The 21,411-nt window shown below is 63.1% G+C and carries 22 protein-coding genes and 1 pseudogene; 8 read left to right on the plus strand and 15 right to left on the minus strand.

Annotated features, from left to right (window positions below):
- A pseudogene (locus tag Q0478_RS01070) lies at positions 1–69 on the minus strand (elongation factor Tu); the annotation flags it as partial.
- Between the two features lie 97 nt (positions 70–166).
- Positions 167–718, minus strand: coding sequence for a hypothetical protein (locus tag Q0478_RS01075; RefSeq protein ID WP_298675215.1), 552 nt, complete (start codon positions 716–718; stop codon positions 167–169).
- 109 nt (positions 719–827) lie between these two features.
- On the opposite strand from Q0478_RS01075, the gene Q0478_RS01080 reads away from it, so the two are divergent.
- Positions 828–2,174: a cytochrome P450 gene (locus tag Q0478_RS01080; protein WP_298675217.1), complete on the plus strand. Its 1,347-nt coding sequence runs from the start codon at positions 828–830 to the stop codon at positions 2,172–2,174.
- Here Q0478_RS01080 and Q0478_RS01085 read toward each other — a convergent pair.
- From Q0478_RS01085 to Q0478_RS01105, 5 genes are all read right to left on the minus strand, one after another.
- The gene (locus Q0478_RS01085; protein ID WP_298675219.1) at positions 2,155–2,715 is read right to left on the minus strand and encodes a sarcosine oxidase subunit gamma; all 561 of its coding nucleotides are present in this window, start codon (positions 2,713–2,715) and stop codon (positions 2,155–2,157) included. The genes Q0478_RS01080 and Q0478_RS01085 overlap by 20 nt on opposite strands.
- A complete protein-coding gene (locus Q0478_RS01090; protein WP_298675222.1) occupies positions 2,708–5,638 on the minus strand; it encodes a sarcosine oxidase subunit alpha family protein in 2,931 nt (976 codons plus the stop codon). The genes Q0478_RS01085 and Q0478_RS01090 overlap by 8 nt, the downstream gene beginning before the upstream one ends.
- Entirely contained in the window at positions 5,635–5,907 is a 273-nt protein-coding gene (locus Q0478_RS01095) for a sarcosine oxidase subunit delta (protein WP_298675225.1), read from the minus strand. Before Q0478_RS01095 ends, Q0478_RS01090 begins: the two co-directional genes overlap by 4 nt.
- 16 nt (positions 5,908–5,923) lie before the next feature.
- Positions 5,924–7,177 carry a sarcosine oxidase subunit beta family protein gene (locus Q0478_RS01100; RefSeq protein ID WP_298675228.1) on the minus strand — a complete coding sequence of 418 codons (1,254 nt, stop codon included), beginning with the start codon at positions 7,175–7,177 and terminating at the stop codon, positions 5,924–5,926.
- Between the two features lie 540 nt (positions 7,178–7,717).
- Positions 7,718–9,151: a Glu/Leu/Phe/Val dehydrogenase gene (locus tag Q0478_RS01105; RefSeq protein WP_298675231.1), complete on the minus strand. Its 1,434-nt coding sequence runs from the start codon at positions 9,149–9,151 to the stop codon at positions 7,718–7,720.
- Between the two features lie 378 nt (positions 9,152–9,529).
- On the opposite strand from Q0478_RS01105, the gene Q0478_RS01110 reads away from it, so the two are divergent.
- The 3 genes from Q0478_RS01110 to Q0478_RS01120 are packed head-to-tail and all read left to right on the plus strand — an operon-like array spanning position 9,530 to position 12,224.
- Complete coding sequence (locus Q0478_RS01110) at positions 9,530–11,137, plus strand: TadE/TadG family type IV pilus assembly protein (protein WP_298675234.1); 1,608 nt, start codon at positions 9,530–9,532, stop codon at positions 11,135–11,137.
- Positions 11,134–11,667: a TadE/TadG family type IV pilus assembly protein gene (locus tag Q0478_RS01115; protein ID WP_298675236.1), complete on the plus strand. Its 534-nt coding sequence runs from the start codon at positions 11,134–11,136 to the stop codon at positions 11,665–11,667. The genes Q0478_RS01110 and Q0478_RS01115 overlap by 4 nt, the downstream gene beginning before the upstream one ends.
- Positions 11,667–12,224 carry a hypothetical protein gene (locus Q0478_RS01120; protein ID WP_298675239.1) on the plus strand — a complete coding sequence of 186 codons (558 nt, stop codon included), beginning with the start codon at positions 11,667–11,669 and terminating at the stop codon, positions 12,222–12,224. The genes Q0478_RS01115 and Q0478_RS01120 overlap by 1 nt, the downstream gene beginning before the upstream one ends.
- A 20-nt stretch (positions 12,225–12,244) precedes the next feature.
- Here the strand turns inward: Q0478_RS01120 and Q0478_RS01125 are convergent, their stop codons facing one another.
- Together Q0478_RS01125 and Q0478_RS01130 are read right to left on the minus strand one after the other, a co-directional pair.
- The gene (locus Q0478_RS01125; RefSeq protein ID WP_298675240.1) at positions 12,245–12,724 is read right to left on the minus strand and encodes a hypothetical protein; all 480 of its coding nucleotides are present in this window, start codon (positions 12,722–12,724) and stop codon (positions 12,245–12,247) included.
- A gap of 204 nt (positions 12,725–12,928) precedes the next feature.
- Complete coding sequence (locus tag Q0478_RS01130; RefSeq protein WP_298675243.1) at positions 12,929–13,876, minus strand: NAD(P)-dependent oxidoreductase; 948 nt, start codon at positions 13,874–13,876, stop codon at positions 12,929–12,931.
- 296 nt (positions 13,877–14,172) lie between these two features.
- Between Q0478_RS01130 and Q0478_RS01135 the strand changes: the two genes are divergently transcribed.
- Complete coding sequence (locus Q0478_RS01135; protein ID WP_298675245.1) at positions 14,173–15,084, plus strand: pirin family protein; 912 nt, start codon at positions 14,173–14,175, stop codon at positions 15,082–15,084.
- Positions 15,085–15,241: 157 nt separating this feature from the next.
- On the opposite strand, the gene Q0478_RS01140 is transcribed toward Q0478_RS01135, so the two are convergent.
- Both Q0478_RS01140 and Q0478_RS01145 read right to left on the minus strand, forming a co-directional pair.
- Complete coding sequence (locus Q0478_RS01140; protein WP_298675247.1) at positions 15,242–15,934, minus strand: HAD family hydrolase; 693 nt, start codon at positions 15,932–15,934, stop codon at positions 15,242–15,244.
- Positions 15,931–16,215 (minus strand): DUF3572 domain-containing protein, encoded by a 285-nt coding sequence (locus tag Q0478_RS01145; protein ID WP_298675250.1) that lies wholly within the window; start codon positions 16,213–16,215, stop codon positions 15,931–15,933. Before Q0478_RS01145 ends, Q0478_RS01140 begins: the two co-directional genes overlap by 4 nt.
- Positions 16,216–16,300: 85 nt before the next feature.
- Here Q0478_RS01145 and Q0478_RS01150 point away from each other — a divergent pair, with 85 nt between their 5' ends.
- Positions 16,301–17,716, plus strand: coding sequence for a diguanylate cyclase (locus Q0478_RS01150; protein WP_298675253.1), 1,416 nt, complete (start codon positions 16,301–16,303; stop codon positions 17,714–17,716).
- Between the two features lie 105 nt (positions 17,717–17,821).
- Here Q0478_RS01150 and Q0478_RS01155 read toward each other — a convergent pair whose 3' ends face one another.
- From Q0478_RS01155 to Q0478_RS01170, 4 genes are all read right to left on the minus strand, one after another.
- A complete protein-coding gene (locus tag Q0478_RS01155; RefSeq protein ID WP_298675256.1) occupies positions 17,822–18,322 on the minus strand; it encodes a periplasmic heavy metal sensor in 501 nt (166 codons plus the stop codon).
- On the minus strand, positions 18,322–18,726 hold the full coding sequence (locus Q0478_RS01160) for a hypothetical protein (protein WP_298675258.1): 405 nt from the start codon (positions 18,724–18,726) through the stop codon (positions 18,322–18,324). The genes Q0478_RS01155 and Q0478_RS01160 overlap by 1 nt, the downstream gene beginning before the upstream one ends.
- On the minus strand, positions 18,719–19,306 hold the full coding sequence (locus Q0478_RS01165) for an RNA polymerase sigma factor (protein ID WP_298675259.1): 588 nt from the start codon (positions 19,304–19,306) through the stop codon (positions 18,719–18,721). Before Q0478_RS01165 ends, Q0478_RS01160 begins: the two co-directional genes overlap by 8 nt.
- A 74-nt stretch (positions 19,307–19,380) precedes the next feature.
- Positions 19,381–19,860, minus strand: a complete 480-nt coding sequence (locus Q0478_RS01170) for a calcium-binding protein (protein ID WP_298675262.1) — start codon at positions 19,858–19,860, stop codon at positions 19,381–19,383.
- Positions 19,861–20,057: 197 nt separating this feature from the next.
- Between Q0478_RS01170 and Q0478_RS01175 the strand changes: the two genes are divergently transcribed.
- Positions 20,058–20,498, plus strand: a complete 441-nt coding sequence (locus Q0478_RS01175) for a DUF983 domain-containing protein (protein ID WP_298675264.1) — start codon at positions 20,058–20,060, stop codon at positions 20,496–20,498.
- A gap of 37 nt (positions 20,499–20,535) precedes the next feature.
- Positions 20,536–21,273: an NUDIX hydrolase gene (locus Q0478_RS01180; RefSeq protein WP_298675267.1), complete on the plus strand. Its 738-nt coding sequence runs from the start codon at positions 20,536–20,538 to the stop codon at positions 21,271–21,273.
- Positions 21,274–21,411 lie beyond the last annotated feature (138 nt).

Below are 21,411 nucleotides of genomic sequence, written 5' to 3' on the forward strand. Positions count from 1 at the left end.
GTGGTCAACGTGACCAATCGTGCCGATGTTGCAATGCGGTTTACTACGGTCAAACTTTTCCTTTGCCATGAGGTGGCGCCCCTTCATGTTGCGGCCCGCAAATGCGCAGCCTTGTTAATCTGAGCGCGCACATATGGCCTTCTGGCAGAGAAATCAACCCGCGAATTCAGCCCTGCGGCGGTTCGGAGAACCAGCCTGCGCGCGTGTGCTGGCGCACAAGCCAGAGTTCTATCATCTTGGCGGCGTTTTTGCTGAGGTTTTCAAGCTGTTCCTCCGCCGATTGGGTCAGCCCCGAGCCGATCACCTGCGCGCCGGAGAGCTGTTCAAAAACCACAATCTGATGTGCCGTGTCGTTCAGCTTCTCACCGGCCGCATCATCCCAAACCGTGATCTTGAGCACCAACGCCGATTTGGGGCTCGCCACAAGCGGAATGCCCGGCTGCGCCAGCACATAGCCCTCAAGGCTGACACCGAAATGATAGAGCTTCTCGCCCTCATAGCGCCCAAAGCGCTCCGCGATCCGGCTTTCAACCGCCGCGATCCACTCCGCCTTTGATTTCTCGCGGCTGAGCGGTCCTTTTTCAAACTTGGGGGCAACCACGATGTTGTGGCCCAGCCGGAAATCGCCCAAAGGCGGCGCCGGTTGCCCCAGATCGTCAGGGTTCGCGCAGCCCGCCAGCAGGCCCAAAGCCGCAAGTATAAAGAATCGGCGCATCATGGCAGCTCTCCCCCAGAAACCTGCCCCGAGGTATACCAGCGCCGCCCCGCTTGCAATTGCCCCGCCCGCTCCGTGCCCCTATATCAGGCAGACCACCGGAGGAATGCCCATGCCTGCCACACCGCTGCCCGTTGCCGTTGCGCTTGCCCGCGAGCCTTGGGGCATGTTGCGCAGCCTCACCGAAGCGCGCCGCAATGTGCTCTCCATCATCCCTGACATTGCCACAAAGCAACCCATTGTTTCGGGCAAGACAGGCATCCGCTGGCACATGCTGATGGACCCTGACGCGATCCGCCGTGTGCTGCTCGAAGCGCTTGAGAGCTACCCCAAATCCGATGTCACCAAAAACCTGCTCCGCCCGGCCATCGGCGAAAGCCTCTTTATCGCTGAGGGCGCGCATTGGCGCTGGCAGCGCCGCGCCGCAGCACCCGTGTTTTCGCACCGCAACGTCACCGGCCTCGCCCCCGTGATGAGCGCCGCCGCCGAGGCGAGCCTTGCCCGCGTTGAGGCCGCCGGCAAACGCGCGACAGATATCTACGCCGAGATGGTGCGCGCCACCTTTGACATCACCGCCAAGGTCACGCTTTCGGGCGGCAACAGCTTCTCGTCCCACGAGGTCCACCGCGCGATTGACAGCTACATCGCTGCGGCGGGCAAGGTCTCGCTGTTTGATATCCTCGGCCTGCCCATGTGGGTCCCGCGCCCCTCGCGCGTCATGGCGGGCAGCTCGCTCAGGCAGATGAAAGCCATCGCCGATGATGCGGTCAATGCCCGCCGCGCCGCCGGGGCTCATGAGGTGCCCGATCTGCTCGATTTGCTGCTGGAGGGCGAAGACCCAGAAACAGGCCGCGCCATGAGCACCGCCGAGCTGCGCGACAACCTGCTCACCTTCATTGTCGCAGGCCATGAAACCACAGCGCTCACGCTCGCTTGGGCCTTCTACCTCTGCGCCTTTGACCAAAAGGTGCAGGACAAGGCCCGCACCGAGGCGCAAACGGCTCTGCAAGGCCGCACCGCCACGGCGGAAGATCTGCCCAATCTGCCCTATTGCCGGATGATCATCGACGAGGCCCTGCGCCTCTATCCGCCCGCCTCCATTGTCTCGCGCACCGCCCAGGCGCCCGACACGCTCGCAGGCCGCGAAGTGCAGAAGGGCGACACGGTGATGATCCCGATCTACGCCTTGCACCGCAACGCTTTGCTCTGGGACGAGCCTGACGCCTTCCGCCCCGAGCGCTTCGCCGAAAAGCCCGCGCGCTATGCCTACCTGCCTTTTGGCGATGGGCCGCGCATCTGCATCGGCGCGAGCTTTGCGCTGCAAGAGGCGGTTATCATCCTGGCCACCCTGCTCGCCAAGCGCAAGTTCACACCCGTGGCTGGCAAAACGCCAAATCCCGTGATGATCCTCACGCTGCGCCCCGAAGGCGGTGTCTGGCTCACGTCAGAGCCGGTTTAGCCCGCGCCGCCACGCCTTCCATGGCCACCTGCAAGTCATGCACCAGCGTCTTGGCCATGGAGCGAAAGCCCATGATCTGCCAGCTCTGAGCCTCAATGCGCGTGATCGAGCAGGCCATGTGAAAGACCTCTGTGCGCGCCGTCGCCCCCACAGGGAAGGCCACATCGCGCATATCCAAAGGCGCCAGCCGCGCCAGCACATCGCGCGCGCCCGCGCCCTCCAGCACCACGCAAGACCAGGCATCAGACTGATCGGTCAGCGCCGCATGGGCGGCCAGCTTGGCCGAGGCCGCAGCGCCCACAAGCACCGCCTGCTTGCGGCCAAACCAGATCAGCCGCGCCGCGCCGCTCGCGGAGGTTTCCCCCGCCTGAGGCCAGCCCAGCCCATGTGCGGCCTCAAGCGCCTCAGTCAGTTGGGCCTCGCGCCCCATGTAAGGCGCAATCAACGTGAGCGCGGCCATCTCGGCCTCGCGCAATGTCACGCCGCCAATATCAAGCGGCAAAAGCCCCGTGGCGGGTGAAAGTGGTTTCAGCTCAATCACGGCTGCGCTCCCCTTCTGGATCAAGGAATACCGGATGGCAGACCTCGCATGTCGTGGCCACACCGCGCACATGGTCCACCATCTGCACGGTCTCGCCATGGCGCGCACGCCCCCCGCGCAAAAAGCCAAGGCCCAGATATGTCCCCAGCGTGGGCGAGAAGCCAACCGAGGTGATATAGCCCTGATTGCTCTGGCGCACCGGCTCGGCCCCGGCATTGTAAAGATGCGCGCCCGCCATAAGCTGTTTCACCGCGCCCAGAGGCTTCAGGCCCACAAGCATCTCGCGGTCCTCCTCCAGCAAGCCCGCGCGCTGCGCCGCCGCCTTGCCGATAAAGTCTTTCTTCTTGCTCAGCATCCCCTGCATCCCGATGTCAAACGCGGTGACACGGCCGTGGATCTCGGCATGGGTGATAAAGCCCTTCTCGATGCGCAGCACATTGAGCGCTTCCATGCCATACACGCCGCCGCCCAGCGCTTCGGCGCGGGCCTTGAGCGTGGCAAAGAGGCTCTCGCCATAGCGCGCCGGCACAGCCACCTCATAGGCATGTTCGCCCGAGAAGCTGATGCGGAAGAGACGCCCGTCTACGCCGCCCAGCTTCACCGGGCCACAGGCCATGAAGGGCCAGCTCTCGCCGTCAATCGGGCTGTCGAGCACCTCGTTGAGAAGCGCGCGCGCCTTCGGCCCCGCCACGGCAAACTGCGCCCATTGCTCCGTGACAGAGGCAAAGCGCATGTCCATGTCTGGCCGCAGGCCTTGGCTCACAAACTCCATGTGCTTCATCACTTCGCCCGCCGCCGCCGTGGTGGTGGTCATCACGAAATGGTCGTCAGCGAGGCGCGCGGTCGTGCCGTCATCCATCACATGCCCGTCCTCGCGCAGCATGAGGCCATAGCGCACGCGGCCCACCTTCAGGGTGGAGAACATATTGGTATAGAGAAAGTCGAGAAACGCGCCCGCATCCTTGCCCTTGATGTCGATCTTGCCGAGCGTGGACACATCGCAAATGCCCACGGCTTGGCGCACATATCCCACCTCGCGATCACAGGACTGCCGCCACGTCGTCTCGCCCTTGGCGGGGAAATAGGAGGGGCGATACCACAGCCCCGCCTCGATCTGCGGCGCATTCGCCGCCACAGTGAGCCTGTGGGAGGTGGTAAAGCGCTCGGGCGCAAAGCCCTTGTCCGCCGCCCCCGCCGCCATCGCGGCAATCGCCACAGGCGTAAAGGGCGGGCGGTAAGTCGTCGTGCCGGTTTCAGGAATGCCGCGCCCCGTGGCATCCGCCAGCACAGCCAGCGCCTGCACGTTGGAGTTCTTGCCCTGATCGGTCGCCATGCCTTGCGTGGTGTAGCGCTTCATATGCTCCACAGAGCGGAAGTTCTCGACAGCGGCCTGTTTGACATCTTTCACAGTCACATCGTTCTGGAAATCAAGCCAGGCGCGGCCCTTGCCCGCCACAGCCCAGAGCGGCGCAATCCTGTAGGGGCGGTTCTCCGCGCTTGGCAGCTTGGGCGCTTTCGCCTCAAGCCCCAGCGCCTCGCAGGCCGCCTGCGCAGCGCCCACGCCTTCGCCAAGGCAGGCCGCCGTTGAAAACGCGCCGTTGCACGCCCCCGCAGCCATGAGCCCCGGCACCATGCCCACCTTGGGCACAAAGGCAGCAATCTCCTCGCGCCACTCGGGCCGCCCGTTCATATGGCAGGTGAGGTGCAGCGTCGGGTTCCAACCGCCAGACATGCCAAGGCAGTCCACCAGCACCTTCTCAACCCCGGAGGCGCGCGCAATGCTCACCGCTTCAAGCTGCTTGCGCCCATCCGTGCCACAAACCTGCGCACCCGCATAAAACGGCACATCCAGCGCACAGGTTGCCTCCGCGCGGCTGTCAATCAGCGCCGCGATATGCACCCCCGCTGCCAGCAGGTCAGCCGCCACATCATGGATGCTGTCGTTGTTGCCAAACAGCGCAATCTTCTGCCCCGGCGCCACATTCCAACGGTTCACATAAGCGCGCAAAGCACTCGCCATCATCACACCGGGGCGGTCGTTGTTCTGAAAGGCCACAGGCCGCTCCAGAGCGCCCGCCGCCAGCACCGTGCGCTTGGCCGCAATGCGCCAGAAACACTCCTTGGGCAGGCCTTTGGCCAGCGGGCGGTGATGCGCCACACGCTCCAGCGCACCATATGTGCCGCCGTCATAGGCCCCCGTCACCGAGGTGCGCGTCATGAGGCGCACGTTGTCCATGCCCGCGAGCTTTTCGGCCATCGCCGCCGCCCAGTCGCGCGCAGGTATGCCGTCAATCTCGCCGCTTTCGCTCAGAAGCCGCCCGCCCAGCGCGCTGTCTTCTTCGGCAAGGAGCACATCGGCCCCCGCCTCAGCCGCCGTCAAAGCGGCCATAAGCCCCGTGGGGCCAGAGCCGATCACCAGCACATCACAATGCGCAAAGGCGCGCTCGTATTTGTCCTCTATCGGCGCGCCCGAAATCGCCCCAAGCCCCGCCGCGCGGCGAATGACAGGCTCGTAGAGCTTTTCCCAAAAGGCCTTGGGCCACATAAACGTCTTGTAATAAAACCCCGCCCCCAGGAACGGCGCACCAAGGTCGTTCACGGCCATCACATCAAAATCAAGGCTGGGCCAGCGGTTCTGGCTCACGGCCTCCAGCCCCTCGTAGATTTCCTGCACCGTGGCGCGCACGTTCGGGTCCTGGCTGCTGCCCTTGCCCACGGTCACCAAAGCGTTGGGCTCCTCAGAGCCCGCCGTCAGAACCCCACGGGGCCGGTGATATTTGAACGAACGCGCCATGAGCGTCACACCATTGGCCAGCAGGGCCGAGGCGAGCGTGTCGCCCTCAAAGCCCTCATAATCCCGCCCGTCAAAGCAAAAGCGCACCCGTTTGTTGCGGTTGATCAGCCCCTTGCCTGCAAGTCTCATGGCTTGGCTCCCTTCACATCTTCCGCGAGCCGGACCGCGCCAAATTCATGCGTCACCGTGTTGCGCTCGGCCACCAGCCAGCTGGCGCAGCCCATATCGTGAAACCACAGCTCCTGCGTCAGGCCGGCGGGGTTGTCGCGGTTGTGCAAATAGTCGTCCCACGCCGCCACGCCCGCATCTTCCGCAGGGCGCTCCAGCGCAAGGGCATGACCCTTGTAGCTGAATTCGCGGCTGTCTCTCTCGCCACACAGGGGGCAGGCTATACGCATTGTCTTTCCTTATCCTTCAGTGCAGGTTGTGCTGGCTGCCACGGTGCTCTTCGTCCATCAGCCCGCGCCCGGTTTCAAACCGGTCCAACCGGTGGTGCTTGGCCACCTCATGGGGCTGGCCTGTGGCCATCAGATGGGCCATGCAATAGCCCGAAGCCGGCACCGCCTTGAAGCCGCCATAACACCAGCCCGCATTCACAAAGAACCCCTCGATATGGGTCTTGTCGATGATAAAGCTGCCATCGGGCGTCATGTCCATGATCCCGCCCCAGGAGCGCAAGACCTTGGCCTTGCCGATCTGCGGCAAAAGGCACATTGCCGCCTCCATCACATGCTCGGCTGTCGGCAGGTTGCCGCGCTGCGCATAGGAGGCGTAGAAATCCAGATCGCCGCCAAAAACAAGCCCGCCCTTGTCGGACTGGCTCATATACATATGCCCCATGCCGAAGGTCACGACATGGTCGATACAGGGCTTCAGCCCCTCGCTCACAAAGGCCTGCAAGATATGGCTCTCGATCGGCAGGCGCATCCCCGCCATCGCCGCCACCTGGCTTGAGCGCCCGGCCACAACCATACCCACTTTCTTGGCCCTGATCGCGCCGCGCGTGGTCTGCACGCCCTGCACCACACCATTTTCGATGTCGATCCCGGTGACTTCGCAGTTCTGGATCAGATCCACCCCGCGCTGGTCGGCCCCGCGCGCAAAGCCCCAGGCCACAGCATCATGGCGCGCCGTACCGCCGCGCTTGTGGTATAGCCCGCCATATATGGGAAAGCGGATGTTGTCGTGGTTGAGGTTGGGCAGAAGCGCGCGCACCGATGTTTTATCAAGTAAAATGGCGTCATCGCCCTGGCTGATCATCATATTGGCGCGCTTTGCCGCCGCATCGCGCTGCCCGTCTGAGTGAAACAGGTTGATGATCCCACGCTGGCTCATCATGGCGTTGTAGTTCAAATCCTGCTCCAGCCCCTCCCAGAGCTTGAGCGAATGGGAATAAAACTGCGAGTTGCCTTCAAGGCTGTAATTGGCCCGCACAATCGTGGTGTTGCGGCCAATATTTCCGCTGCCGATATAGCCCTTTTCAAGCACGGCAATGTTGGTCATGCCGTGGTTCTTGGCAAGGTAATAAGCGGTTGAAAGCCCGTGCCCGCCACCGCCGATGATGATCGCATCATACGCGGGCTTTGGGGCCGGGTCGCGCCAATGCGGTGTCCAGCCCTTGTTGCCCGTCAGGCCCTCTTTGAGAATTTTCAGCGCGGAAAAGCGCATGTGTCCCCCTTTGCCTTGCGGCACAACCCCCAGCGCCGCGCGCTGTTCAATTGGGGTTGAGCCTATCAAGCCACACGCAAAGGGAAAGGCCCCTTTTCGACATAGACTGTCCCACAGGCGACTGGGGTTTTGAATTTTTGGTGAATGACATTCAATCCGGCTGAAACGGCGGGTGAGCGGATCAAGCTGCCTTTGGCGCAAAGGCCAACACCAGCCCTCGGGGGGGGCGCCCCAGGGAAATGACAGAGCGCTTTTTGCTTGCCAAACACATCCTCAGAACGCACGGCGCGCATAGCCCAGCCAAATCACCTGCCACGCAAAGGATGGTCGGGACGCTTCGCGGCCATTACCCGGCCTGAGGCTGCAAACAAATGTCCCACAAACTCCGTAGGGTGCGCATTCACTGCGCACCTAAATCAACCTGCCTACGCATTCACTGCGCACCCCAACCAACCTGCGCATTCACTGCACACCAACCACGCAAACACCCCGTAGGGTGCGCATTCACTGCGCACCCCAACCTGCTCAAAAATACAGCCCTCAGAGCCCCTTCGCGCGGTAGCTTGAGGCCACTTTGGTGATCGCCACCAGATAGGCCGCCATGCGCAAATCAGGCACATCATCGCGCGCGTGCCAGACCTCGCGCATACTCTGATAGGCCGTGCGCATGGTGTCATCCAGCCCCGAGCGCACCAGCTCCAGCTCGTCTGCACCGCGCAGGTAGCGGGCCTTGAAGTCCGGCGTCATCGACCAAGCATCGCCCAGGTGGCGGCTCAGCCGCTCCAGCTCACTCACGATCAGCTCGTGGCGCGCCTCTTCCTGGCGGCGGCCCATGCGGCCAAAGCGGATGTGGCTCAGGTTTTTCACCCACTCAAAGTAAGACACCGTCACACCGCCCGCGTTTGCATACATATCGGGGATGATCACACAGCCCTTCTTGCGCAAAATCTCGTCCGCCCCCGCCGTGACAGGGCCGTTGGCGGCCTCGATGATCAGCGGCGCCTTGATCCGCTCGGCGTTGGTGAGGTTGATCACCCCTTCCAGCGCCGCCGGAATCAGGATGTCGCAATCTTCCTCCAGCACAACGGCACCCTCTGCTGCGTGGGTCGCATCCGGAAAGCCGCTCACGCCACCGTGCTTCACAATCCAGCCGCGCACCGCGTCCACATCCAGCCCCTTGGGGTTAAACAAAGCGCCGTCGCGCTCGATGATGCCGGTGATCAGCGCACCGTCCTCGTCGCCAAGGAACTTCGCCGCGTGATAGCCCACATTGCCCAGCCCCTGCACGATGATGCGCTTGCCCTCAAGCGTGCCTTCCATGCCGGCCTTTTTCACATCTTCCGGGTGGCGGAAGAACTCGCGCAGCGCATATTGCACGCCCCGCCCCGTGGCCTCCGTGCGGCCCTGAATGCCGCCCGCGTTGATAGGTTTGCCCGTCACACAGGCGGCGGCGTTGATATCGGTGGTGTTCATGCGGCGGTACTGGTCGGCAATCCAGGCCATCTCGCGCTCGCCTGTGCCCATGTCGGGCGCCGGCACGTTCTGGCTCGGGTGGATCAGGTCGCGCTTGGCCAGCTCATAGGCAAAGCGGCGGGTGATCAGCTCCAGCTCGTGCTCGTCATACTGGCGCGGATCAATGCACAGCCCGCCCTTGGAGCCGCCAAAGGGCGCTTCCACGAGTGCGCATTTATAAGTCATCAAGGCCGCCAGCGCCTCAACCTCGTCCTGGTTCACACCCAGCGCATAGCGGATACCGCCCTTCACAGGCTCCATATGTTCGCTGTGCACCGAGCGATAGCCGGTAAATGTCTGGATCTGGCCGCGCAGCCGCACCCCAAAGCGCACCGTATATGTGGCGTTGCACACGCGGATCTTCTCCTCAAGGCCCGGCGGCAGGTCCATCACAGCAACCGCACGGTTGAACATCAGATCGACGCTTTCGCGAAAGCTCGGCTCATTGGCAGTGGCGTTCATCTTCTTTCTCTCTCCCTGTCAGCTCTGAGGCCGCGGAGTGGCGACTCAGCTGTGCTGTGAATATTTGTCGCACCTATTGCCCTGCGAACCAACCGCGTTTCACTCAAACTACGCCGCAGGGGTTAACAAATCGCCAGCAAACCCGGCCTTGCGCGGCCTGGCCCCCTAAAATTTAACTCAAATTCGCGGAATTGGTGACAGCCCGGAAACGGTCCTGCCTTGCCGGGCTGATAGGTGCCAATCGCGGGTATTTTTCACAAAATTGACAGAATTTGCGCCTCAATTCCGCCACAGAGAGGCTCCAGAAGAAGCTCCGGGCCAGTGTAACGCAAGCTGGTGAAGCTGCCTCTCGCTGCAGGGGCTCATGAAAGAGACAAAATGGACCTGACAGCCGTGATAACCCGCTCTGGCCGTGGCAAACGGCCCGCCGCCCTTGCCGCTCTGGGGCGCTTTGCCCGAGATGAGTCGGGGGTGATCGTGGCCTTTTCCATCTATTTCATGCTGATGATCCTCTTCGTGGGGGCGCTGGGCGTCGATGTGATGCGCTATGAATCAGAGCGCTCGCGGCTCCAGCATGTGCTCGATCAGGCCGTGCTCGCCGCCGCCGACCTGGATCAGACAAACCCGCCCGCCCAGGTGGTGGCCGACTATTTCGTCAAGTCAAACCTGCCCAACGCCGATCTGCTGGACACCGCGGTGCAGCAAGGCCCCAATTTCCGGGTGGTCTCTGCCAGCGCCCGCGCCACTGTGCCCACCCAGCTGAGCCATATGCTGGGGGTTGAAAACATGAGCGCCCCGGCCCGCGCCACCGCAGAAGAGCGCTTTGACAGCATGGAAATTTCCCTCGTGCTTGACATCTCAGGCTCCATGGAAGGCAACCGGCTTGACAGCCTGCGCCCCGCCGCCGTCAGCTTTGTGGATGCCGTGATCGGGATCTCTGAAACCGTCTCCGTGTCGCTGGTGCCCTACTCCAACCAGGTCGCGCTCAGCCCGGAGCTGATGGGCCAGTTCAACACCTCCGATCCGCATGACTACTCCTATTGCCTCAATTTTGAGGAAGCCGATTTCAACACGACGGCCATGACACCCGCCAGCGCCGGCAGCCGGGTCTATGAACAGGTCAAACATTTTGACGCCACCCCGCTGATCGTGGAAGATCCACACCCCGAGGGCCTGCGCGACACCCATGGCGCGCGCCCGAGCTGCTCCAACAGAGCCGCCTCGCAAATCTTGCCGCTCAGCCGTGACAGAACTGCCCTTTACGGCCAGATCAACGCGCTGGAGCGCGCCAGCACAACCAGCATCGACATGGGTGTCAAATGGGGCGCGGCGCTGCTCGACCCCAGCTTGCAACCCGCCGTCACCAACCTCATCGCCAGCAACACAATCGATCCGGGCTTTGCCGGCCGCCCCGTCGCCTTTGGCACCGGCAGCAACATGAAACTCATGGTGGTGATGAGCGACGGCCAGAACACCACCCAATACCGGCTGCGCGACCCGTTCCGCAGCGGCCTGTCCGATGTGTTTTACAACGCCAGCACAGACCGCTACGCCGTGCTGCACAACGGCAGCTATTACAGCCAGACCGCCAGTGGCGACCACGCCATTCCGGCCAGCGGCGCAAGCGCCACCCTGCCCACAGGCTTCACCCGCCTGAGCTTTGAGCGCCTCTTTGCCACCGCCAGCCTCAACTGGATCAACGACTACCTCTATGCCAACCTGGGCAATTACGATTGGTCCGCAAGCCCGCGCAGCTCGGTGGGCGGCAACCGCAAAGACAGCCAGCTGGACGCGATCTGCACCGCCGCCAAAAACCAGGGTGTGATCATCTACACCATCGGCTTTCAGGCCCCGATTGCCGGCCTTGAGGCGCTGCGGGCCTGCGCCTCTACGGAGAGCCATTTCTTTGATGTGCGCGGCCTGGACATCGAGGCGGCCTTCGCCGCCATCGCCCAATCCATCACCCAACTCAAGCTCACCCAATGAAACCACGCGCCCCCCTGTGGCTGCGCTGGCAGCACGATGAAAACGGCAGCGCGACAGTCGAATTCGCGATCCTGTTCCCGTTCTTCATCTTCATGTTCTGCGCCGCCGTCGAACTGGGGATGATCACCTTCAACCACTCCATGCTGGAACGTGGCCTTGACCTTGCGGTGCGCGATGTGCGCCTGACAACCGGTGCCAATTTCCAGCATGATGACATCAAGATCATGACCTGCAACTACGCCGGCTTCCTGAGCAATTGCGACACCCAGCTGCACCTTGAAATGCAGCCCCTGGACATGCGCAATTTCACCCCCCCGCGCGACACCGCGCGCTGCACCGACATCGCCGAACTGGTCAACCCGCTGACAGAGTTTCGCAACGGCCAGCAAAACCAGCTGATGATGCTGCGGGCCTGCTATGTGTTTCAGCCCATATTTCCTTTCACGGGCCTGGGCCGCCACCTCGATTGGGATGGCAATGGCAATGCCTGGATGATCGCCACATCTGCCTTTGTGCAGGAGCCGCTCTGATGGTCGGGCGCTGGCTTCTCGCGCGCCTGCGCACCCTGTGGGAGGACACGGGCGGCTCGGTTTCTGTCGAGTTCATCATCATGGCGCCGATTGTCTTTTGGGCCTACGCCTCCATGTTCTCGTGGTTTGATGCCTACCGCCAAGTGGGCGTCCATGAAAAAGCCGCCTTCACCATTGCCGATATGATCAGCCGCGAGACCACCCCGCTGGACGCCGCCTATATTGATGCGGCTCAGGACATGGTGCAATTTCTCACCCGCACAGCCGAGCCCCCCGAGCTGCGGGTCTCGGTGCTCCACTATTCCACCCAAACCGAAACCTACAATCTGGATTGGTCCGAGAGCCGCGGCGCCCTGCCGCCCCTGCGCGCCGCCGATGTGCGCAACTGGCACAACCGGCTGCCGCTGCTGGTCAATGGCGAACGCCTCATTCTGGTGGAAACCCAAATTACCTACACGCCGCCCTTTCTCTGGGGGCTGATGGAGCGCAATGAGCTGGGCACATTCGTCTTTGCGCGGCCCCGCTTTGCGCCCCAACTCTGCTGGGAAAGTTGCTGAGCCGCCAGAGCCGCAGCACCCTAGAGCTGGTCCAACCCCAGATGGCGCTCAATCGCCTCGGCCAGCGGCTTGACCTGCGCACTGCTCGCCGCGCCGCCAAAGGCTGCGCGCCGTCCGGCCCGCCACCACAGCCCCATGCGCCAACAGGGCGTCACCTCGCGGCGCAGCTGCACCGAGAACCCGTTGGAAGGGCGCAGGCTGAAATGCCCCCGCTCGATGCTTTCAACGTCGGCAAGATCCAGAACCAGCTCGCCCGCGCTGTCTTCCAGCCGCGTGCCGATCAGGCGCAAATGCCGCCCCGTATCGCGCCACAGCTTCTGGGCGCTGCCCAGCAAGAGTGCGGCCAACCCCCAAAGGGCCGCCTGCAAGAGCCAGCCATGCGGCGGCGTGTTGAGCGCCGTGCTCACCAGAAGCGCGCCCGAAAGCGCCACCATCCCGGCCCCGAAAAAACGCCGGAACGGGCTGACCTTCACCTCCACCAGCGGTGTCTGCGCGTGCATTGCGTCTCTCCTTGGCTGTCTGCGCTGCCACCTAGCCCCAGCGGGGCAGCCCTGACAAGCCCCGCGCTGCGCACGCCGCGTTAACCTGGCTGCGCCACCTTTTGGGCTCTTGGGGCGGTGCACGCTTTGTGCACGCCCTGTGCACGCATATCACCCCCCGGTTTTGCGCAGTTTTCAGATCCTTAAGCAGGCAAACCGCAGGCTTTACCCTCTCTTAACCGTCACCTCTGCGCCGCGTTCCTCGGGCTCGTCATCCACCATCTCCGCCGGAAAACCCGGTGCTGTGACATCCAGCCCCGTGGCCTCCTCTAGGCGTTTGATAATATTGGGAGAAAGCTCTCTGGGGCCAAAACGGCTGATGCCATCCTGAAAGATGCTGATCAGCAAGGGGTTCAGCTCCAGCGGCACGCCCGCACGGTCGGCCACCTCCTGAAACAGCCCGATATCCTTGGCCACAAGGTCCATCGTGAAGGAAATATCCCGGCTGCCATTCAAAATAACCTGCCCCTCCGTCTCATGCACAAAGCTCGTCCCCGAGGAAATCGCCATCGCCTCATAGGCCACGCCAAGGTCCATGCCTGCGCCTTTGGCCACCGTCAGAGCCTCGGCCACAGAAACAAGGTTTGCGGTCGCCAGAAAATTGGTCAAGACCTTCAAAACACTGGCCGATCCCAGATCCCCCGTGTGCAACACACGCCGCCCCATAATTGTGAGCAGCGGCAAAATCCGCTCGAATGTGGCGCGCTCACAGCCTGCAAAAATTGAGATATTGCCGGTGTCCGCACGGTGGCAACCGCCCGAAACAGGGCAGTCCACAGCGGCCCCGCCCCGCGCGATCACCTCAGCACCGATCCGCTTCACCTCGGCCTCGTCGGTGGTGCTCATTTCCATCCAGATTTTGCCTGGCCCAACCTCGGGCAACATCTCTTGCAGCACCGCCGCGCTGGCCGCCGGGCTTGGCAGGCAGGTGATAACCGAATCACACTCCCGCATCATCTGGGCCGGCGAGCCTCCGGCAAGCGCCCCGGCCGCAACCTTTGCCTTAACAAAGTCTTCATTCAAATCATGCACCCTGAGCTCAACCCCGTTTCGCAGCAGGCTACCTGACAGTTTTCCACCCACATTCCCGAGGCCGATAAAACCAACTTTCATAAATCTCTCCCTGTTTTTTGCTATGCTCGCGCTGGCGGCCTGCCTATTCTGGCCCAGAAGCGACACTTGCGCCCCAAATACCCGTCAATTGTAGCCGGCCTGCATTTGGCGGTTCGCCGGCGCATGTTTCAACGGGCTGGCGCTCCGGGCGGCTTGCCCTCTTTGTGAACGATCTGTGCGAACCACTTGCGCCAACCATCTGTGCAATAATGCACATATCCCTGCGCAAAGCGCAGAATTGCCCGCATCCGCACCGCGCGATAGGCTTTGTTACAGGATCCAAAAGGAGTCGTCCCATGTCCATCCGCCCCATTCTCGAAAAACGTAAGGCCCAGCCCACGATGGAGGGCGCAGGCGTGCATCTGCACCGCGCCTTCGGCTTTCACGATCCCTCAGAGCTCGACCCGTTTCTGCTGTTTGACGACTTTCGCAACGATGTGCCGGCCCATTTTGAAAAGGGCTTCCCCTGGCACCCCCACCGCGGCATTGAGACCATCACCTATGTGCTCGAAGGCGAGGTCGATCATGCCGACAGCCTCGGCAACACCGGCAGCCTCGGCGCGGGTGATGTGCAATGGATGACAGCCGGCTCGGGCATCATGCATCAGGAAATGCCACGCGCCAACACCGCAGGCCAGATGCACGGTTTCCAGCTCTGGGCCAATCTGCCGCGCGACCTCAAGATGACCACCCCGCGCTATCAGGATGTCGAGGCCAAGGAGATCCCCGAAATCATCGAGGATGACGGCACCCGCGTGCGCGTGGTCACAGGAGAGTTCTGGGGCAAGCGAGGCCCCGTCGACGGAATCGCCGCAGACCCGCAATATCTCGATGTGTCCATCCCCGCCGGCGTCAAGAAAACACTTCCCGTTGACACCTACCGCCGCGCTTTCGCCTATGTGTTCCAGGGCTCCGGTGCCTTCGCTGATGCCAGCGCCCCCTCCGGTGTGCTGCTCGAAAAAGAGGTGATGGGCGAAGAGGTCAATATCCGGGATATGTCAGGCAACCGCACACTCATCCGCTTTGGCACCGGCGATGAAATCACCGTTCAGGCCGGGGAAGATGGCATCCGCTTCCTGCTGGTGTCAGGAGCCCCCCTGCAAGAGCCCGTCGCCTGGCATGGCCCGATCGTGATGAACACCCGCGCAGAAATCCAGCAAGCCATGTCTGATCTGCGCAACGGCACCTTCATCAAACCCGCGCACTAGTGCTCAGGCACTTTCTTATTGCGTCAAATATCCAGACGATCCCGCGCAGCAAGTGCGCTCTATCGGTCTTCGCCTGTGCCTTGCAAAGTGCTTGGGGGAGCGCGAGGGGGCAAAGCCCCCTCGCCCGCCGCGGTTTGGCGCAGCCAAAACGCAACCTCTAAAGCCCCGCCAGCCATCCCGGCAAATGCCCGATATCCGGCAAAACCACATCGGCCAGGGGCGCAAGATCCGCCTCCCCCGCCAGCCCCGTCAGAACCGCAACGCTGCGCATTCCAGCGGCCCGCGCCGCGTGCAAATCATGGGTGCTATCGCCCACCATGACACAGGCCTGCGGGGCCAGGCCCACAGCCTTGCAAAAGCCCAAAAGCTGCCCGGCCTCCGGCTTGCCCCCAAAGCCGCTGTCATAGCCCGCCACAAAATCAAACAGCTCCAGAACCCCCGCACTCTGCAAATGCGCTCGCGCCGGGGCCTCGGCATCATTGGTCGCCACACCCAGCTTCAGGCCCCGCGCCCGCAGCCCGCCAAGCAAGGGCCCAAGCGGCACAGCCTGCGCTTGCGGGGCTTTGGCAGCTTCCGCATTGAGCACCGCAACAAGCGCGGCTTTGTCCCACTCCGGCAGGCTCGGCGCGAGGGCCTGCGCAATCTCGCTGGGCATCCCGGCAATGACAATCGACTCTGGCAAAAAGCTCTGGGTCTCATAAGAAAAGCCCACGGCTGCGGCCATGGCCCGCGCATGGGCCTCATCGCGCGCCAACCGCTGCAAGAAGGCCATGGCCCAGGCTTCCCAGGTGCTGGCAAAGTCAAACAATGTGCCGTCCTTGTCAAAAACAACGGCCTGAATCGGTATCATGTCCAATGCACCAGCTCCCCGCCCGGAAGGGCTGCCCGCGCCCGCATGGGCTGATCATAAGCAAGCCCGCAGGCGTCGCAAAAGCCAACCACCCAAGCGTCATCCATCAGCAGAAAGTCCAGCACCGAGGCCAGAAAAGCCGTCGTGCCCGCCTGCGCTTTCAAATCGGCCAGCGACGCGCCGCTGGCCCCGAGAAAAACCGGCAGCAAGTCTTCGTTTGCGGCCAGCCATGTGAGCGCTTTAAGGCCGATCTCCTCGGCGCGATCAAAAGAAACTGTCATTTTTTACAGGCCTAGAAAGGTTTTCTTAACCACTTTTGCGAAATGATAAACAAAACCGCAAGCTCAAAGGGAACTGTAACCGCCCATGCCCCGTAAAGTCCTCATCATTGACGACATAGCGACCAACCGGATCGTGCTCAACGTCAAGTTGTCAGCGGCGGGTTATCAGGTGGCGCAGGTGGCCTCGCTGCGCGAGGGGCTGGCCATGGTGCGCCAGGAGCGGCCCGATATCGTGCTGGCCACCGCGCGCCCTGACAAAATGAGCGCACTGGAGTTCATGCAGCGTTACACCGCCGATCCCAAGCTCTCGCGCATTCCCGTGATCATGCTCATGGAGGCCTATGACAAGGCCACGCGGCTGGTGTTGCTCAAGGCCGGTGCCACCGATGTCATGCCCAACCCGATCGAACGCAGCGCCCTGCTCGCGCGGTTCCGCTCAATCCTGCGCCGCAACGACAGCCTCGAAGATGCACGGCTGGCCAAGCAGATGTCACAGTCTTTTGGCTTTGGCGAAAGCGCGCCGGGCTACAACGCCCCGCTGCAAACCGCCATCCAAACCGCAATTCTCACGCCCAATTCCACCCGTGCCAAGGCCTGGCTCGCCAGCTTGCCGGCCTTGCCCAACACCGTGTTCAGCGCCAGCAGCGAAGCCGAGATCCTCAAAGAACACAGCGAGAGCGCACCGGATGTCGTCGCGGTTGAGGTCTCTGCCGAGGCTCCCGAAGACGGGCTCTGCCTGCTCGCCGATCTGCGCGCGCACCCCAAAACCCGCCACGCCGGCCTGATCGCGGTGATCGCCGCGCCCAATCCGTTACTTTATTCCAATGCCCTTGACAGGGGGGCCGATGATATCCTGCCCTACGGCTATTGTCCGGAGGAACTTGCGCTGCGCATTGCCACGCTTGCCGCGCGCAAACGCAGCCAGGATCACCGTCGCGCCCATATGCACGAGGGCTTGCGCGCCGCCGTGACAGACCCTCTGACAGGGCTCCACAACCGCCGCTTTGCCCTGCCCAAACTTGAGCAGATCCTCGCCGAAGCGGCCGTGGCCGGGCAGAGCTGTGCCATCATGGCGCTTGATGTGGACCACTTCAAACGCATCAATGATGAGCTTGGCCACACCGCAGGAGATGCGGCGCTGGTGGCGCTTGCGGGTGTGTTGCAACAAAATATCCGCAGCAAAGACCTTGTGGCCCGGATCGGTGGCGAGGAGTTTCTCGTTCTGATGCCCAAAACATCCAGCGCAGCCGCCCAACGGATCGCAACGCGCCTGTGCAGCGTCATCGCCCGGCACCCGTTCCACCTTGCCAGCCACATCCCCGCCCAGCACCTCACGGTCAGCATAGGGGTGGCCACACAAGAGCCCCGCCTTGCACCGGGCAGCGCAGGTCAGGCCGAGGCGCTTGGCCAGGCCTTGCTCGAACAAGCCGACAGCGCGCTCTACCGCTCCAAGCGTCATGGCCGCAATCAGGTGACCATGAGCGCGCGCAGCGCCGCCTGACAGAGCTGCCCCCAAACACCCCCAACACCCCCTGCGCCGCGCCAAGCAGCACCCAGGGTGCTGGGGGGTTGGTGCGCACGCCATGCGCGTTTTGGGCAGCAGGCCTCAGTCGGCCGCGCGCTCCGGCTTACGCGGCAGAGACCGGCGCATCAGGGCCTCTTGCAGCCGGTCGGCAAGGGCCAGCCGCGCCGGAGCCTCCATGGCCACAAGCCGCTTTGCCAGAGCCGCATCCGCCGCCGCACGGGTGGCACTCATATGAGCCGATTTCGCAGCCAGCGCCCCCGTGAGGGCCTCTGCCTCAAAAGGCGTTGCCCGCAGGGCAGCGACAACCTCTTGCAGCGCCTCTGTTTGGGCCGCGCGGAAAGCCCGCCGCCCGCCGCCCTGCGCTTCCTTGACCGCTGTGCCAATCGCTCGGCGGTCTTGCGGGGCCAGGGCGCGCAACAGAAGGTCGGCCCGCCCATGGGCCAGATCAGGCCGCCCGCCGTGGCTCATCACAGCGCCCAGCACAAGGCCGGCCACCGCAAGGTTGAGCGCCAGCGAAACGATCAGCACCACCTTCACGCTGCGCCGCGTCCGCGGCCTTGGTGTGCTCTGAGACATCTGCATCAATTCTCTCCCAAATCTGCCAGATAGGCGTAATCCTCGCCCAGCCCGTCCAATACAGCCGCGCTGCCAAAGCCCTGTGCGGCAAGGGTTTCTCCCAGCCCCAACACGGGCGTCATCCCCAGCCACAGCCCAAAGGCCGAGGCCGTGGCAAGCCCGCCCAGCCCGGCCCAGCCTCCGATCATCTCAAACAGGCCGCCTAGCCGCACCTGGGCGCGCCGCTGGGGCCGCTCAGGCCAGGCCCTGCGCGCCTCTGGCACAGCCGCAGCGGCAAACCCCGCCTGCACCTGCGCCGCATCGCTCAGCACCCGCTGCAAAAGCGCCGCATCCGGCAAGGGGGCCGTGTCTTTCGCAGTGGCAAACAACGCCTCAAGCGCGGCCTCCTGTGTGCGGTTCTGCTCAGTCATCTTGATACCCCAATTCTTCCTTGCGCGCGCCAAGCGCGGCTTTCAATCCCCGTTTGCCCCGCGCGGTCAGGCTTTCCACCGCATCCACAGTCAGATCCATGATCTGCGCGATCTGCGGGTTTGAAAGCCCCTCGATATGGCGCAAAACCACGGCTTGGCGTTGTCGCTCCGGAAGCCCGTCAAGCGCGCCCTGAAGCGCGTCCACACGGGCGCTGTCCTGAAGCCGGTCTGCCACGCTCGGCGCCATATCCGCCGGCTCGGCAACCGCGTCCAGCGCCACCGTGCGCCGCTTGCGCAGCCTGTCCAGACAGGCGTTGGCCACCACACGGTAGAGCCACGTCGTCACTTTGGCCTCTCCGGCGCGCCACTGCGGCGCTACCTGCCAGAGCTTGAGCATTGTCTCTTGCGCCACATCCTGCGCCTCGCCGGGCTCGCCCAAAAGACGGTAGGCATGAGCCAGCACAACCGGCGTCAAACGGGCCGTCAAGAGCTGCGCCGCCTGCGCATCGCCTTTGGCAAAGCGCAACAACAGCGCCTCATCGCCCAGCTCTCTTTGCTCATCCAACGGCATACCTCTCATCCCACTGCCCTAGCCCGCCTCTGGCCATCTGGCAAGCGCGCGCCACCCACCATGGGCCGCGCGCGCCTCTGATGTCAGTCGCGGGTTTTGCCTTCACCGCGCATCTTGCCCATTTTGTGCATTTTGCGCATTTTGCGCATCTCATCCTGACTCAAGAACCCGTCCTTGTCGGCGTCCAGCTCTGCAAACATCTCGGCCTGGCGCGCAGTGTCAAGCATCTCCGCTTGGCTCAGCGCCCCGTCCTTGTCAGTGTCGCGGCGTTTGAGCATCTTCTCAAAGCGCTTTTGCGCGCGCGTGCTTGCAGCGGCAGCCGCTTCCTCGGCGGTGATCTTGCCATCGCCATTGGTGTCACCCTGCTCAAAGCGTTTCAGCGGTGCCGCCTGAAGCTCCTCAAGGCTGAGCTTGCCATCCTTGTTCAAATCCAGCTGCTCAAGGCGCATTTTGCCACGCTCGCCCCCATGGCCCTCGCCCCCCTTATGGCCACCAAAGGCATAGGCGCTGCCCCCGGCCATACTCGCCACAACAAGCCCTGCAACAATAAAAGTCCGTTTCATCTTTAATCTCCTGTTTTGCGCCGCGGTCTCTGTCCTCGGCTTACGGGGCTGATACGCAGCGCCGCGCAGCTTCCGTCGCTGCGGGTTCAAAAATTCGACACCAGGATTTGCGACATCCCGCCGCAAGGACACTATGGCCCCTTTCTTCTTGCGCGCCGGAGCCGCAGTCTGGGTCAAACCTCTCTGACGGACACCCCATGCCCCAAACCACCCAGCTCCTTGAGCCAGATCTTTCCCCATCCGACTCCCCCCAGACAGCCCAGACCACTCCGCCGGTGCGGGCCGTGAAACCGGCCCTGCGCAAAGGCTGGCGGCGCAAATGCCCCAACTGCGGCACAGGCCCCCTGCTCAAAGGCTATCTCAAGGTCCATTCCGAATGCGCGGTCTGTGGGGAGGATTTCACGCCCCACAGGGCCGACGATGGCCCCGCCTATCTCACCATTCTGGTGGTCGGCCATGTGATGATTCCCGCCCTGCATATCGCCTTTGTGCAGTATCGCCCCGAACCGCTTGTGCTGTTCACAATCTTCGCTCTTGGCTCCACCGCACTCACCCTATACCTTCTTCCCAGACTGAAAGGCGCGGTGATCGGCTTTCAATGGGCCCGCCGTATGCACGGCTTTGACAAGGCCGGTTGAACCGGGTGCAACACCACCGCGCCCCAAAGAGGGCCAGATGACACCGAAAACACCCCCCGCCACAACAGACAAAAGTGCTCTGCGCAACGCCGCCACGGTGATCGCGCTGCGCGACCGCTTCACAACCCCCAAGGTGCTCATGGGCCAGCGCGGCGCAGGGGCCGCCTTCATGCCCAACAAATTCGTCTTCCCCGGCGGTGCGCTGGATGAGGCCGATTTCGCCGTGCCCCTGGCCGGGGGCTTTGATCCGCTCTGCGCCAGCCGTCTCGCCGAGGGCTGCGCGCCCGGGCTCACAAACGCTTTGGGCGTCGCCGCCATCCGCGAGCTCTGGGAGGAAACCGGCCTTGTTCTGGGCACCGAGGGCCGCTGGCCCGGCCCTGTGCCGCAAGACTGGGCCGAGTTTGCCGCCGCCGGCTACCTGCCTTCGGCCCAGCCGCTCCAATTTGTCTTTCGCGCCGTCACCCCCCCGGGCCGCCCGCGCCGCTTTGATGCGCGCTTCTTTCTGGTCGATGCCGATGAGATCGCCTCTGATCTCGATGATTTCTCCCGCGCCGAAGACGAGCTCTCCCACCTGCAATGGATTCCCCTTCAGGAGGTGCGCGGCTTTGATCTGCCCTTCATCACCGAGGTGGTGCTGGCCGAAATCGCCCACCGCGCCCATGATCCAGAGCCGCCCCAAAACGTGCCCTTCTTTCACAACGGCGCCGAGGAAAGCCTCTTTTTGCGCCTCGGCGGCCGCGGCCCGCTCACCGGCAAAGAAATCGCCAACGACTGACGCCAAACCAATCCGCTCTTTCTTATTGCTGTAAATATCCCAGGGGGTCTGGGGGACTGGTCCCCCAGCTAAACCTGTGGTCTGGGGGACCGCTCCCCCAGTTAAACCTGTGGTCTGGGGAGCCGCTCCCCCAGTTAA

Source organism: uncultured Lentibacter sp. (genome assembly GCF_937123735.1).
Taxonomy (GTDB): domain Bacteria; phylum Pseudomonadota; class Alphaproteobacteria; order Rhodobacterales; family Rhodobacteraceae; genus Lentibacter.